At 69.4% G+C, this 13976-nt stretch carries 14 protein-coding genes; 6 read left to right on the forward strand and 8 right to left on the reverse strand.

All coding sequences use genetic code 11. From position 1 onward, the window contains the following. Nucleotides 1-133: 133 nt before the first annotated feature. Nucleotides 134-1144: a LacI family DNA-binding transcriptional regulator gene (locus HHL11_RS12900; protein ID WP_169418766.1), complete on the reverse strand. Its 1011-nt coding sequence runs from the start codon at nt 1142-1144 to the stop codon at nt 134-136. A gap of 88 nt (nt 1145-1232) precedes the next feature. Here HHL11_RS12900 and HHL11_RS12905 point away from each other — a divergent pair, with 88 nt between their 5' ends. Together HHL11_RS12905 and HHL11_RS12910 are read left to right on the forward strand one after the other, a co-directional pair. Next, nucleotides 1233-2354: an L-talarate/galactarate dehydratase gene (locus HHL11_RS12905; protein ID WP_169418767.1), complete on the forward strand. Its 1122-nt coding sequence runs from the start codon at nt 1233-1235 to the stop codon at nt 2352-2354. A 28-nt stretch (nt 2355-2382) separates the two neighbouring features. After that, nucleotides 2383-3345 (forward strand): Bug family tripartite tricarboxylate transporter substrate binding protein, encoded by a 963-nt coding sequence (locus HHL11_RS12910; protein ID WP_169418768.1) that lies wholly within the window; start codon nt 2383-2385, stop codon nt 3343-3345. A gap of 9 nt (nt 3346-3354) precedes the next feature. On the opposite strand, the gene HHL11_RS12915 is transcribed toward HHL11_RS12910, so the two are convergent. Next, nucleotides 3355-4059 carry a FadR/GntR family transcriptional regulator gene (locus tag HHL11_RS12915; protein ID WP_240980067.1) on the reverse strand — a complete coding sequence of 235 codons (705 nt, stop codon included), beginning with the start codon at nt 4057-4059 and terminating at the stop codon, nt 3355-3357. A gap of 100 nt (nt 4060-4159) precedes the next feature. On the opposite strand from HHL11_RS12915, the gene HHL11_RS12920 reads away from it, so the two are divergent. Both HHL11_RS12920 and HHL11_RS12925 read left to right on the forward strand, forming a co-directional pair. Beyond that, nucleotides 4160-5128: a Bug family tripartite tricarboxylate transporter substrate binding protein gene (locus tag HHL11_RS12920; RefSeq protein ID WP_169418769.1), complete on the forward strand. Its 969-nt coding sequence runs from the start codon at nt 4160-4162 to the stop codon at nt 5126-5128. 7 nt (nt 5129-5135) lie between these two features. Beyond that, on the forward strand, nt 5136-6338 hold the full coding sequence (locus tag HHL11_RS12925; protein WP_169418770.1) for a mandelate racemase/muconate lactonizing enzyme family protein: 1203 nt from the start codon (nt 5136-5138) through the stop codon (nt 6336-6338). Nucleotides 6339-6381: 43 nt separating this feature from the next. Here the strand turns inward: HHL11_RS12925 and HHL11_RS12930 are convergent, their stop codons facing one another. Then, nucleotides 6382-7434: an Ldh family oxidoreductase gene (locus HHL11_RS12930; protein ID WP_169418771.1), complete on the reverse strand. Its 1053-nt coding sequence runs from the start codon at nt 7432-7434 to the stop codon at nt 6382-6384. Between the two features lie 61 nt (nt 7435-7495). On the opposite strand from HHL11_RS12930, the gene HHL11_RS12935 reads away from it, so the two are divergent. Next, the gene (locus HHL11_RS12935) at nt 7496-8176 is read left to right on the forward strand and encodes a FadR/GntR family transcriptional regulator (RefSeq protein WP_169418772.1); all 681 of its coding nucleotides are present in this window, start codon (nt 7496-7498) and stop codon (nt 8174-8176) included. Here the strand turns inward: HHL11_RS12935 and HHL11_RS12940 are convergent. Further along, nucleotides 8173-9060: a LysR substrate-binding domain-containing protein gene (locus HHL11_RS12940; protein WP_169418773.1), complete on the reverse strand. Its 888-nt coding sequence runs from the start codon at nt 9058-9060 to the stop codon at nt 8173-8175. The two genes, HHL11_RS12935 and HHL11_RS12940, sit on opposite strands and share 4 nt — an antisense overlap. Before the next feature lie 94 nt (nt 9061-9154). Between HHL11_RS12940 and HHL11_RS12945 the strand changes: the two genes are divergently transcribed. Further along, nucleotides 9155-10072: a dihydrodipicolinate synthase family protein gene (locus HHL11_RS12945; protein ID WP_169418774.1), complete on the forward strand. Its 918-nt coding sequence runs from the start codon at nt 9155-9157 to the stop codon at nt 10070-10072. A gap of 170 nt (nt 10073-10242) precedes the next feature. On the opposite strand, the gene HHL11_RS12950 is transcribed toward HHL11_RS12945, so the two are convergent. The 4 genes from HHL11_RS12950 to HHL11_RS12965 all read right to left on the reverse strand — a co-directional run bounded on the left by HHL11_RS12950 (nt 10243) and on the right by HHL11_RS12965 (nt 13957). Continuing rightward, nucleotides 10243-11262 carry a ketopantoate reductase family protein gene (locus HHL11_RS12950; protein ID WP_169418775.1) on the reverse strand — a complete coding sequence of 340 codons (1020 nt, stop codon included), beginning with the start codon at nt 11260-11262 and terminating at the stop codon, nt 10243-10245. Nucleotides 11263-11267: 5 nt separating this feature from the next. Further along, on the reverse strand, nt 11268-11969 hold the full coding sequence (locus HHL11_RS12955; RefSeq protein ID WP_169418776.1) for an RraA family protein: 702 nt from the start codon (nt 11967-11969) through the stop codon (nt 11268-11270). A 19-nt stretch (nt 11970-11988) separates the two neighbouring features. Beyond that, nucleotides 11989-12954 (reverse strand): tripartite tricarboxylate transporter substrate binding protein, encoded by a 966-nt coding sequence (locus HHL11_RS12960; RefSeq protein WP_169418777.1) that lies wholly within the window; start codon nt 12952-12954, stop codon nt 11989-11991. An 85-nt stretch (nt 12955-13039) separates the two neighbouring features. Then, nucleotides 13040-13957, reverse strand: a complete 918-nt coding sequence (locus tag HHL11_RS12965) for a LysR family transcriptional regulator (RefSeq protein WP_169418778.1) — start codon at nt 13955-13957, stop codon at nt 13040-13042. Nucleotides 13958-13976: the final 19 nt, after the last annotated feature.

A 13976-nucleotide genomic window follows, 5' to 3' on the forward strand; every position in this document is an offset into this window, starting at 1 on the left:
CACAACGGTCGTGGAGAACGCTGTGGACAAGCGTGTGGAGACCCGCCGCAGGCCGCGCCGGCATTGGGTCTCAACACGCTGCCTGTTTCTTGGGCAGCGCGCCGGAGTTCCGGTAGGCGGTGCAAAAGCGTTGTTATCCGGCTGCGCCGGTCGACTCGCGCTCCACGATGCGGAAGCCCACGTCGATCACCGGCTGCTCGATCGTGCGGCCGGCGCAGCGGTCGAGGATCAGCTTCGCGGCCAGGCGCCCGATCTCCGCGCCGTCGATCTGCACCGTGGTCAGCGTGGGGTGCAGGTGGGCGGCGAAGTCGGCGCCGCCGAAGCCGCAGACCGCCAGGTCCTCGGGCACGCGCAGCCCGCGCGCCGCGGCTTCCACCAGCACGCCGTGCGCGAGGGCGTCTGAACTGCAGTAGATGGCGCGTACCTGCGGGTCCTTCTGCAGCAACTCCGACAGCGCGCGCCGTCCCAGCGCCACGTTGCTCGGCGCCGGCACGGTGACGGTCGGCACGTCGCTGCCGGCGGCGGCGAGAAAGCCGGCGCGGCGCTGCGCGGCGCGATGGTCGTCGCCGGTGGCGATGCCCAGGCGCTTCCACCCCTTGCCGAGGAAGTAGCCCGCGACCGCGCTGCCCACTTTCAGGTGCGAGAAGCCGACCATCATGTCGACGGGGCGCTCGCTCAGGTCCCAGGTCTCCACCACCGGAATGCGCAGGCGCTGCAACTGCTCGCGCGTGCGCGCCGACTGCAGCAGGCCCGTGACGACGATGCCGTCGGGCCGCCGGCCGATGATGGTGTCGACCAGCCGTTCCTCGCGCGCGTGGTCGTAGCCGCTCTGGCCCAGGATCAACTGGTAGCCCTCGGCATCGAGCGCTTCCGTCAGGGCCTGGACCGTCGGCAGGAACTGCGGCACCGAGATGATCGGCACCAGCCCCGCCACCGTCATGCTGCGCCTGGACTTCAGGCCACCGGCGAGGAGGTTGGGGATGTAGCCGGTCTGGCGCACCGCTTCGCGCACGCGCTCGATGGTCGTCTCCGACACCAGGCGCGGATTGCTCAAGGCGCGGGAGGCGGTGATGAGCGACACGCCGGCTTCGCGGGCGACGTCGTGCAGGGTGGCGGCTTTCGCGGCGGCGGCGGAACGGGGCATCGTTGACGGATTGTATTTGACAACGTTATCATGCGACCCGCGACGGGCTTGACGCCCGTTTTCTCGACCATTCACTGATAACGTTGTCATGTCGCTCATCACCCGCCTGCGCCTGTCCTCCACCTACCTGCCGCTCGCGCAGCCGATCAGCGATGCCAAGGTGCTCACCGGCCGCCAGAAGCCGATGACCGAGATCGCGATGCTGTTCGTCGAGGTCGAGACCGATGACGGCCATCAGGGCCTGGGCTTCAGCTATTCCAAGCGCGCCGGCGGTCCCGGCCAGTTCGCGCATGCGCGCGAGATCGCGCCGGCCTTGATCGGCGAGGACGCTAGCGACATCGCGCGCCTGTGGGACAAGCTGTGCTGGGCCGGCGCCTCGGTGGGCCGCAGCGGTCTTTCGACGCAGGCCATCGGCGCCTTCGACGTCGCACTGTGGGACCTGAAGGCCAAGCGCTCCGGCCTCTCGCTGGCCAAGCTGCTGGGCGCTTACCGCGAATCGGTCCGCTGCTACAACACCAGCGGCGGTTTCCTGCACACGCCCATCGACCAGCTGCTGGTCAACGCCGCCGCTTCGCGCGAGCGCGGCATCGGCGGCATCAAGCTGAAGGTGGGGCAGCCGGATGGCACGCTGGACATCCAGCGCGTCGAAGCGGTGCGCAAGCATCTCGGCGACGCGATGCCGCTGATGGTGGACGCCAACCAGCAATGGGACCGGCCGACGGCGCAGCGCATGTGCCGCATCTTCGAGCAGTTCAACCTGGTGTGGATCGAGGAGCCGCTGGACGCCTACGACCACGAAGGCCACGCCGCGCTGGCGCAGGCCTTCGACACGCCCATCGCCACCGGCGAGATGCTGACCAGCGCCGCCGAACACGGCGACCTGATCCGGCACCGCGCCGCCGACTACCTGATGCCCGACGGCCCGCGCGTGGGCGGCATCACGCCCTTCCTGAAGATCGCGGGCCAGGCGGAGCAGGCCGGCCTGCTGCTGGCGCCGCACTTCGCGATGGAGCTGCACATCCACCTGGCCGCGGCCTACCCGCGCGAGCCCTGGGTGGAGCACTTCGAATGGCTCGAGCCGCTGTTCAACGAACGCATCGAGATCAGGGACGGCCGCATGCTGGTGCCCACGCGCCCGGGCCTGGGCGTGAGCCTCAGCGAGCAGGCACGTACGTGGACGCGCGAGCAGGCCGTCGTCGAACAGCGCTGAAGAATTCCAACCACCAAGGAGACAAACGATGAAGAAGTACCTTGCCGCATTCGCGCTGGGCGCCGCCGCGCTCGGCGCGCACGCCCAGGCCTGGCCCACGGGCAAGACGGTGAACCTGATGGTGCCTTTCCCCCCGGGCGGTTCCACCGACATGATCGCGCGCACGCTGTCGACGCGGCTGCCGCAGAAGCTGGGCGGCACCTGGATCGTGCAGAACACCGGCGGCGCGGGCGGCACCATCGGCGCGGCCAGTGCCAAGCGCGCGGCGCCCGATGGCTACAACATCTTCGTGTCCTCGCTGGGCCCCTTCGTGATCGGCCCGCACCTGATGAAGGGCGTGGCCTATGACCCGCTCAAGGACTTCGACTACATCACCGTCGCCGTGCAGGCGCCCAACGTGCTGGCGGTGCCGGCGAACTCGCCCTTCAAGTCGGTCAACGACGTGCTGGCCGACCTGCGCGCGCATCCGGGCAAGCTGACCTTCGCGTCGGCCGGCACCGGCACCAGCGACCACCTGACGGCCGAACTGTTCTGGCAGGAGACCGGGACCAAGGGCACGCACGTGCCGTACAAGGGCGGCGCGCTGGCGATGCAGGACCTGATCGGCGGCCAGGTCGGCGCCACTTTCATGAACATCAACACGGGCCTGCCCAACATCCAGGCCGGCAAGCTGCGCGCGCTGGCGATCACGAGCTCGAAACGCTCGCCGCTGCTGCCCGACGTGCCGACGATGGAGGAACTGGGCTACAAAGGCCTGACCGTCTACTCGTGGCAGGCGGTGGCCGCGCCCAAGGGCCTGCCGGCCGACATCAAGGCCAAGCTGCATGCGGCCATCGTGTCCACGCTGAATGAGCCCGAGGTGAAGAAGCCGCTGCTGGACCTGGGTTTCGAGATCGTCGGCAACACGCCGCAGCAGTTCACCGAGTTCCAGGCCAGCGAGTTCGCGCGCTGGAAGAAGGTGATCGAGACCGGCCACATCACCGCGGAGTGATCCGCGGGCTCAGGCCTGCCGTGCCGGATTCGATTTGATGCGCACCACGGCACGATCGATCAACGCCAGCACGGCCTTCTCCGCGGCCGCGGGATTCCGGCGCTCCAGCGCTTCGAACAGCTGCTGGTGCAGCTTGAGCGCCTGCGCGTCGGGTCCCCACTTGCCGCTCGACGCCTGGAAGCTCGTCTCCCAGACCGCGGACAAGGCAGTCTCCAGCTGCATGATGAAGGAGTTGCCGCACGCGCGCACCACGGCGCCGTGGAAACGCAGGTCGGCGTCGATGTAGACGTTGCGCGTCGTCGCGGCCGACATCGCGGTGAAGGCCTCGCGCACCGCCGCGATGTCCTCGGGCGTCGCGCGCTGCGCCGCGAGCCGCGCCGCCAGCGGTTCGATCGCCTGGCGCAACTCCATCAGGTCCTCGATCAGCCCTTCGCGCGGTGCCGAGCTGTGCCACCCCAGCACCGCGGGATCGAACAGGTTCCACAAGGCGCGGGGCTGCACGCGCGTGCCGGTGCGCGGCCGGATCGACACCAGGCCTTTCGCGGCCAGGCTTTTCATGGCCTCCCGGATGATCAGCCGGCTGGCGCCATAGGTTTCGGCGAGCTGCGGTTCCGTGGGCAACTGCGCGCCTTCGGCGAATTCACCGGACACGATGCTGCTGCCCAGCGCATCGACGATCTGGTTGTGGTAATTCCTCAGGGGCGACAGAGCCATGGCCGTGAGCATAGCCGCAGCCCGGCTCGATTCGTCATTGATCGAATCATATAATGATTGTACGATTGCAGGACCAGTCCAGAACAACGGAGACCTGTCCATGCAGAAACGACTTGCCGGCGCATTGCTCGCCCTGATTTGCGCCCTGGGGCTCGCCCAGGCAGCGGCCGCCGAAGACTTTCCCTCCAAGCCGATCCGGATGATCGTGCCGGTGCCCCCCGGCGGAACCGGCGACCTCGTGTCGCGGCTCATGGCCACCGCGGCTTCGAAGGAGCTGGGCCAGCAGATCGTCGTGGACAACCGGCCCGGTGCGACCGGCAACATCGGCACGGCCATGGCCGTCAAGGCGCCGGCGGACGGCTACACCATCTTCCTGTGCAGCATCGGCAACTGCGCCGTCAACTCCAGCCTGTACACGAACCCCGGCTTCGACCTGTTCAAGGACGTCGGGCCCGTGATCCTGGTGGGTTCGTCCATCAACATCTTCACGGCCGGCAAGGGCACCGGCATCACCAGCGTTTCCGAGTTGCTGGCAAAGGCGAAGGCGGGCCACGTCAGCTTCGGCTCTTCGGGCATTGGCGCCTCCAACCACCTGGGCGGCGAACTGCTGAAGAAGATGACCGGCGTCTCGATGACGCACGTTCCGTACAAGGGCTCGGGCCCTGCGATCACGGACCTGCTGGGCGGCCAGATCGACGTCTTCTTCGACAACGAGCCTTCGATCCTGCCCTTCGTGAAGTCGGGCCGCGTGACGCCGCTGGCCGTCACCGGCAAGCAGCGCTCGGCGAACCTGCCGGACGTGAAGACCATGGAGGAACTGGGCTTCAAGGGCTTCGTCATCGAGCCCTGGTACGCCATCGGCGCGCCCGCGGGCTTGCCGGAGCCGGTGCTCAAGCGCCTGAACGCCGCCTTCAACAAGGCCTTGCAGGACCCGGCCGTGCGCAAGCAGATGCTGGATGCAGGCATCACGCCCGTCGGCGGCGAACCTGCCGTCCTGGCGCGGCACATCAAGTCGGAACACGACAAGTGGGCCGAGCTGATCCGGGCCCAACACATCACCGCGGAGTAAACGCAGCATGCGCATCACGGCCCTTGAAACCATCCGGCTGAAGACCCAGCCCAACCTGCTGTGGGTGCAGGTCGAAAGCGACGAAGGCATCACCGGCCTGGGCGAGACCTTTCGCGGCGCCGAAGCCGTGGAGACCTACATCCACAGCATGGCGGCCCCGCTGCTGGCAGGCCAGAACCCGCTGGACATCGAGCGCCTGCACAAGATCCTGCTGCGCGGCTACCTGGGCTTCAACGGCAGCGGCGTCGAGACGCGCGCGGCGTCGGCCATCGACCTCGCGCTGTGGGACTTGTTCGGCAAGGTCACGAAGCAGCCCGTGTACCAGCTGCTCGGTGGCGCCTGCCACGAGCGCATGCGGGCCTACAACACCTGCGCCGGCTCCGACTACAACAGCAAGAGCATCCAGCGGCGGCTGGTCCAGTCCGGCACGGCGCAGGTGCGTGGGCGCTACGACGACCAGGTCGCCTTCATCGAGCGCCCGGCGGAACTGGCGCAGAGCCTCATCGAGGAAGGCTTCAGCGCGATGAAGATCTGGCCCTTCGACGCCGCCGCCAGCGCCACCGATGGCCAGTACGTCGACGCCAAGGCGATGCGCCAGGGCCTGGAGGTGTTCGAGAAGATCCGCACCGCCGTCGGCGACAAGATCGAGGTGATGTGCGAGTTCCACTCGATGTGGAACGTGACCTCCGCGATCAACATCGCCCGCGAGCTGAAGCAGTACCGGCCCTTCTGGGCCGAGGACCCCGTCAAGATGGACAGCTTTGGCGCGCTTGCGGATTACCGGCGCGCGGCCGGCATCCCGGTGTGCGGCAGCGAGACGCTGGCGGCGCAGGGCGCTTTCCGCGACCACCTGGCCGCGCACGCGCTCGACTACGTAATGCTCGACCTGTCCTGGTGCGGCGGTATCACCGAGGGCCGCAAGATCGCGAGCCTGGCGGATGCCTACCAGAAGCCCATCGCACCGCACGACTGCACGGGCCCGGTTGTCTTGTGGGCTTCGCTGCACCTCGCGCTGGCTTCGCCGAATGCGATCTTCCAGGAGGTCGTGCGCGCCTTCCTCGCCACCTTCTACCGTGACCTGGTCACCGAGCTGCCGGTGCTGGATCACGGCTACCTGCTGCGGCCCACTGCGCCCGGCCTCGGCTGCGAGCTCTCGCCCGCGGTCAAGCGGGATCCCGAGGCGGTGGTGCGCCGGAGCGAGGCGAAGTAGGCGCGTGGGTGGCTGTTGCTCCCTCTCCCCTGGGAGGGCCGCGTCAGCCCAGTGCCGCCGGCAGCGCCACGCCCAGCCGCTCGGCCCAGGGCTTGAGCGCATCCAGGACGCCGGGCGCCAGCGCCACGCCCTCGCGCTCCTGCTGCGTGGCCCGCTTCTGCGCGGCTTCGCCCGGCAGCCGCACGGGCTGGCCGCCGGCGCGCGGCGGGTTGTCGCGGCAGGCCGCGGCGATGTGCTCCATCTGCGAGCGCAGGCCCGGCAGGCCGCCGAAGGCTTCCGGGTCCAGCAGCTGCAGGAAGACCGTGTTGTTGAACTTGAAGCCGGGCTGGTGGCGGCCGCGATCCGTGAGGCCCGCGGTCAGCGCCTCCACCATCAACGCCAGGCCGTAGCCCTTGTGGCCGGCGTCCTCGCCGCCCAGCGGCATCAGCGAGCCACCCGCGCCGATCACCGCCGGGTCGTCGCTGGGCTGGCCCTGCGCGTCCAGCAGCCAGGGCTTGGGCAGCTTGCGGCCCTGCTTCTGCAGGCGTACCACCATGTTGTTGGTGGTGATGGAGGTCGAGATGTCGACCAGGATCGGCAGGCCCTCGGTGGGACAGCCGATGGACATGGGGCTGGGCGAGAACAGGCCCTTGCTGCCGCCGAAGGGCGCGACGGTGCTGCCGCCTGGGGCCGACGAGTGCAGCAGCATCACGAAGCCTTGCGCCGTGGCCCGCTGCAGGTACGCCGACAGGCTGCCGATATGGTGGGCGTTCTTGATCACGACGGTGGCGGTGCCGTGGATGCGGGCGCGCGGGATGGCGGCATCCATGGCGCGCAGCACCAGCCATTGGCCGGGAAGCTGCTTGCCGTCCCAGGTGAGCGTAGCCGGGCGCTCGGCGATGACTTCGGGCTCGCCGGTGGCCGCCATGGTGCCGTTTCCCAGGTGTTCCAGGTAGGGCGGCAACAGGTTCAGGCCGTGCGTGTCGTGGCCCATCAGGTCGGCAGCGAGCAGGATGTCGGCGACATCGGCGGCGCGGTCGGCCGCCAGGCCGCCTTTCTGCAGCAGTTGGGCCGCGAAGGCGCGCAGCGCGGCGGCGCTATGGAGGGTGTTGGTCATTGAAGGATTCTGGGCCGAGTCCCGGCGCGCGCCAAACGCACGGTAAAGTTGACTGACTGCCATGAGCCTCACCAACCTGAACAGCCTGGCCTATGAGGGCATCTGCGAGCTGATCGAGCAGCGCGGCCTGACCACGAACGACCGGCTGCCCAGCGAAGTCGAGATGGTGAAGCTGCTGGGGATCTCGCGGCCCATCCTGCGCCAGGCCCTGGAGCGCCTGAAGTCGGAAGGACGCCTGTACGCTGTGCGCGGCTCGGGCAACTACGTCGGCAGCAAGCTCGGCGTCTCGCCGCTCAGCTTCGGGCCCTTCGGCGAGCTCGACGACCTGAAGCGCTTCATGGAATTCCGCCTGATCCTCGAAGGGGAAGCGGCCGCACTGGCCGCCGTGTCCGCCAATGCCGAGGCCGTGGAGCTGGTGACGAAGCGCCGGCTGCAACTCGACGCCCGCCTGGCCTTGCAGGAGCACGCCCTCGAGGAGGACATCGCCTTCCACATGGCGGTGGCGGCGGCCTCGGGCAACCGCTATTTCGAGCTGGCCACGGCGGCCTGCATGGAGCAGATCCGCGTCTCGATCCAGATGACGAAGGACATCCTCCAGCGCGCGCCGGCGGTGCGCGCCAACTACGTCAGTGAGGAGCACCGGCTGATCGACGAGGCGATCCGTTCGGGCGATCCGGCGGCCGCGCGCAATGCGATGATCAAGCATCTGCGCCGCGGCCTGGTCCGCTTGTTCGGCGGTTAGTCGAATCCCGCCAGGATCGCGCCGCGTACTTCGGCGGCCAGGCTGTTGCGGCCTCCGCGCCGCCAGGCCAGGTGCAGTTCCGCATGCAGTTCCGCGCCATCGGCCAGCGCACGGAACGACACGCCCTCGAAGCGCAGCCGCATCGAAGACTGCGGCACCAATGCGAGCCCCAGGCCGGAGTCCACCAGCGAAAGGATGGTATGGGTGTGGCTGAGGGACTGCACCACCTCCGGCGCGATGCCCTCGGCGCGCAGGCGGCCCGCCACCAGCTCGTAGAGATAGCGCGATTCGGCAGGGCTGAATTCGATGAAGGCCTGGCCTGCCAGCGCGGACAGCGCCACCGGCCCTTCGCCGGCCAGCGCATGGCCGGCCGGAATCGCCAGCACCATGGGTTCGCGCAGCAGCACCGCGGATTCGACGTAGCTGCGCGGCGTGAAAGGCCGCACCACCGCCAGGTCGATGCGGTCCGCGCCCAGCGCTTCGAGCTGGTCGTCGGTCTGCATCTCGCGCAGGGCCAGGTACACCTCCGGCAGCGTGCCGCTGACGGCGGCCAGCAGCCGCGGCAGCAGCGCGAAGCCGGCCGGCGGCACGAAGCCCAGGGTGACGCTGCCGGCGTCGGCCCGCATGGCGCGCCGCGCCGCCAGGGTGGCGGCCTGGGCCCGGCGCAGGATGTCCTCGGCCTCGCGCAGGAAGGTGGCGCCCGCCAGGGTCAGCCGCACACTGCCGCCCGAGCGCTCCAGCAGCTGCACGCCCAGCTCGTGCTCCAGCAGCTGGATCTGCCGGGTCAGCGGCGGCTGGGTCATGTGCAGCAGGGCGGCGGCCCGGCCGAAATGCAGTTCGGTGGCGACGGCCACGAAGCAGCGGAGTTGGGAGAGCTGGAACACGATCCAGATCTTGTATCACGGCATTGCCTCATTGGATTGGACGCCGGCGCTCCGCCTGCCTAGAGTCGGCGGCTATTTCGTCAGGAGACATCGCGTGAGTTCTTTCCAAGGTCCGGCGCTGCGCAAGGCGCTCGATGGCATTTCGGGCATCCTCGTCACCCCCTTCGACGCCGCCGACCAGCTGGCGCCCGGGCCGCTGCAGCCCGTGGTCGACCGCGCCGTAGACGCCGGCGTGCACGTGCTGGTGGCCAACGGCAACACCAGCGAGTTCTACGGCCTGGAGGCCGCGGAAGCCGAGCGCATGGTCCATGTGGCGGCCGAATGCGTCCGCGGCCGCGTGCCCCTGCTGGGCGGCGTGGGCCGCAGCGTGCACGAGGCGCGCGCGCTGGCCCAGGCCTCGGCCCGCGCCGGCGCCGACGCGCTGATGGTGCACCAGCCGCCGGATCCCTTCGTCGCGCCGCGCGGCGTGGTCGACTACGTGAAGCGCATCGCCGAAGCCGGCGACGGCCTGCCGCTGGTGCTGTACCTGCGCAACGACAACATCGGCCTGAAGACCATCGAGGCGCTGTGCCGGCTGCCCCAGGTGATGGGCGTGAAGTGGGCCTCGCCGACGCCGATGGTGCTGGCCGAGGCGATCCGCCGCACCGCCGACCTGGGCCTGGCCTGGGTGGGCGGGCTGGCCGAAGTCTGGGCGCCGCCGCTGTATGCGGTGGGCGCGCGCGGCTTCACCTCGGGCCTGATCAACGTGCTGCCGCAACGCTCGGTGGCCATCTACAACGCGCTGGAGGCGGCCGACTACCCGCTGGCCATGCGCCTGATCGCCGAGATGCTGCCCTTCGAGGACCTGCGCGCGCAGGAGAACAACGGCACCAACGTCACGGTCGTGAAGTCCGTGCTGCGGCTCATGGGCAACGACTGCGGCGCCACCCGGCCGCCGTCTGCGTGGCCGCTGTCGGACGCCGCACAAGCCGACCTGCAGAAGCTGCTGGGCGGCTGGAAACTGCTTGCCTGAAGACGCTCCCTAGCACACGCGCGCCGGACCGATTCTCACAGCCAACGTGGAGAACGCTGTGGACAAGCGTGTGAAGTATTCGCGCAAGCCGCGCCGGCATTGGCTTTCCACGGACTGCCTGTTCCTTGGGCAGCGGCTTGCGGGCGGCTGACGGGCGCGCCCGGCGCCGCTCAGCGGCGCGCTGCGGCCTCCGGCGTAAGCGCGGACAACTCCAGCCCCCGCACCAGGGCCACGAGCACATCCAGCCGGGGGCAGGGCGTGCCCGTGGCGCGGGCGAAGGCCTGCACCTGGCCGAGGATGGCTTCGACTTCCATGGTCCGGCCGCCCAGCACATCCTGCAGCATGGAGGGCCGGATCTCGGCGGCCTGGCTGCCGTCCGTGGCCGCGCCGAGGCGGGGCGCGGCCTTGGCGATCTCCACCTGGTCTGACAGGTCCGTTCCGTCCGCGGCTGCAATGGCGGCCACTTCCTCGACGATGCCGGCGCACAGGGCTTCCAGCTCCGGGACGCGCGCGAGTCCGCTCACCGGCAGGCGGGTCAGGGCACACAGCGAATTCAAGGGCACGTTGCGCAGCAGCTTGGTCCACGCGCTCTTGCGGATGTCGGCCACCGCTTCGGCCTGCAGCTGCGCGGCATTCAACAGCGCGATGACCGCGGCCAGGCGCGCGCTCCGCGTGCCATCGGGTTCGCCCAGCAGCCAGCGGTTGTTGGCCACGTGCCGGATCACCCCGGGCCGCACCACCTCATTGGCGGAGTAGATGACGCATCCCAGCGCGCGCTGGGGACCGACGTGGGTCCACAGGGCGGCCAGCGGGTCCAGCAGGGGCAGGGGCGTGCCGGGAGCCTCGGCGCCGCGGTAAGTCCACCACCAGGGGATGCCGTTGTTGACGAACACGGTCACGCCCGTTGGAGCCAGCAGGCCCGCGATGTCGCGCGCGGCCGCCGGCTGCGACTGGGCCTTCATGGACACGAACACCACGTCCTGCGCGGGCAGGTCCTGCGGCCGGTCGGTGGTAGCGTGCGGCCGCACGGTGAATTGCTCATCGCGCGACAGCAGCGTGAGGCCGTCAGCCCCGATCGCGCGCAGCTGCTCGCCGCGTGCGACCACGGACACCTCGTGCCGTCCCGCCTGGAGCAGCCGGGCCGCGAGGTGGCCGCCGACCGCGCCGGCTCCGAAGACGCAGACCCGCATGGCCGTCAATCGTCGAAGGCGGTGTCGCTCTCGACCAGGCCGAGCTTCGCGTATGCAGCGGCCGCGCCGCTCAGGTCCCAGAGCACGCCGCCCTCCTGCATCGCCGCCGCGATCTCGTCTTCGCGGCGCATCTTGGCCTTCGCCGCGTTCACCACCGCTTCGGCGTTGCGGCGCGCCACCACGACGACGCCGTCGCCGTCGGCCACCACCAGGTCGCCCGGGTTCACGAGCACGTCGCCGCAGGTGACAGGCAGGTTCACGGCGCCGCCCTTGCCCTTCTCGGCATGGATGGGCCAGACCTTGGTGGCCCACACCGGGAAGCCGAGGCCGGCGACGACATCGATGTCGCGCACGCTGCCTTGCACGACGACGCCGGCCAGGCCCTTCTGCACGGCATAGCGCGTGGCCACGTCGCCCCATTGCGCCGCGGAAGTTTCGCTCTGGCAGACGACGACCAGCACGTCGCCGGGCTGGGCGAGGCGCAGGGCCCGGTGCATCATCAGGTTGTCCCCGGGCTGGCACAGCGCGGTGACGGCGGGACCGGCGATCTTGCCCGGCGTGACGCGGCGCATGCGCGGCGACATCAGTCCCGGGAAGCCCAGGGACGCGGTGCTCTCGTGCAGGTCGGCGACGGTGACGTCGCGGGCTTGCGAGCAGAGTTCGGCGGCAACGCGGTTGACGCGCAGGTAGACGTTGGGAGTGTTCATGGCGGGTCGGGCGGCTGGGTCAATCAAGCTTGGCGCCGGAGGCCTTGACGACCTTGGCCCATTTCACGACGTCGGCTTCCAGGATCTTCTGGAATGCCTGCGGCGACGTGACCATCGCCTCCGCGCCCTGGTCGCGGAAGAAGGCCTGGGATTCGGGCGCGTGCAGGATCTGCGCGACGTCGGCGTTGACCTTGTCGACGATCGCCTTGGGCATCCCCGCCGGCGCCAGGATGCCCCACCACGGGCTCACGTCGAACTGGGGATAGCCGGATTCGGCGATGGTCGGCACGTCCGGCAGGCTGGCATTGCGTTTGACGCTGGACACCGCGATGGGCCGCAGCTTGCCACCCTTGATGAGGGGCAGGGCCGATGGCACGGCGGCGAACGCGTTGTCGACGACGCCGGTGCTCACGTCCATCAGCGCGGCCGAGATGGCCTTGTAGGGCACGTGGACCATCTTGATGCCGGCTTCGACGTTCAGCGATTCCGACAGCAGCTGGTTGATGGACCCGTTGCCGGAAGTCGAATAGGTGACCTTGCCGGGGTTCGCCTTCGCGCGCTCCACCAGGTCGCGGAAGCTCTGGATGGGCGACTGCGCCGCGACGACGAGGAAGAAGGGCGTGGTGGCGACCGTCGCGACCGTGGAGAAGTCCTTGACGGAGTCGAAGGGCAACTTCGCGTACAGGCTCTGGTTCACCGCCTGCGAGCCCGCGTAGGTGAACAGCATGGTGTAGCCGTCCGCCGGAGCCTTGGCGACGACGGCCGTGCCGATCACGCCCGCGGCGCCGGCCTTGTTTTCCACCACCACGGCCTGGCCCCATTTCTGGCCCAGCTTCTGCGCGATGTAGCGGGCGAAGACGTCCGTCGCGCCGCCGGGCGCCTGCGGTACGACCAGCGTCACGGGCTTGGTGGGGTAAGCCTGCGCCGCTGCAGTGCCGGCGGCCAGCGCCAGCGCGGCACCCATGACGAATGCACGAAGCTTCATTTCCTGTCTCCTCTCAGCCGATGTATGCGGCTGGAAGTTTAGGAAGGCCGCGCGCCCCGATTGCTGGAAAAAATTGAGGAATGCCTCAAGGAACGCGGACAGTGCGCGCGGCGCGCAGGCTGGCGCCGATGCGCGAAGCCAGCGCCAGGGCCGTCGGGGACAGCTGCGTCCCGCGCAAGGTGATGATGCCGACCTTGCGCACGATGGGCGGGTCTTCCAGCGGCATGACGCGCAGCCTGGACTCCAGCTCCGCGGGAATCGCTATCCGCGGCAGCAGCGCGATGCCCAGCCCCGCGGCTGCGAACGCGGCGACGGTCTGCGGCTGCTGCACTTCGTACTTGAGGAACAGCGAGGTGCCGCTGGCGCGCACCGCGTCGTCGATGGTCCGCCGCAAGGCGGCCGCGCCCGCCGGCTGGAACATGATCATCGGCTCGCCGGCCAGGTCGCCGATCGACACGCGCCGCTGCCGGGCCAGCTTGTGCGAAGGCGGCAGCAGCGCGCAGACTTCGTCGTCGAGGAGCGGCTCGAAGGCGAAGTCGCCCATGCCGTCGATGGCGGTGCCCAGCCCGAAATCGACCTCCCTGCGGCCCACGCTCTCGAATAGTTCGGACTGGACCAGTTCGCGCACCTTCACGGTCACGTCGGGATGGCTGCGGGCGAAATCCAGCAGGATCGCAGGCAGGCGCGTGGCGGAGATCGCGGGCGAGGAAGCGAACGCGACGACGCCCCGCCGCTCCTGGATGGACTCACGCAGCTGGTCCAGGCCCTGCGCCAGCGTGGCCACCGCTTCGCGTGCCTTGGCCAGCAGCTGCCGGCCTTCCGCCGTGAGTTCCACGCTCCGGGTCGTGCGGTGGAACAGCGGCACGCCCAGCTGGTCTTCCAGCTGCTTCACCTGCGTGCTCACGGCCGAAGGCGTCCGGTTGGATTCCTCCGCGGCTTTCCGGAAGCTGCCGTGGTCGGCAACCAGCAGGAAGGCCTGGAGCAGCTTGAAATTGACGTTCATCCGGTACGCGTGGCTGAGT

Source organism: Ramlibacter agri (assembly GCF_012927085.1).
Lineage (GTDB): Bacteria > Pseudomonadota > Gammaproteobacteria > Burkholderiales > Burkholderiaceae_C > Ramlibacter > Ramlibacter agri.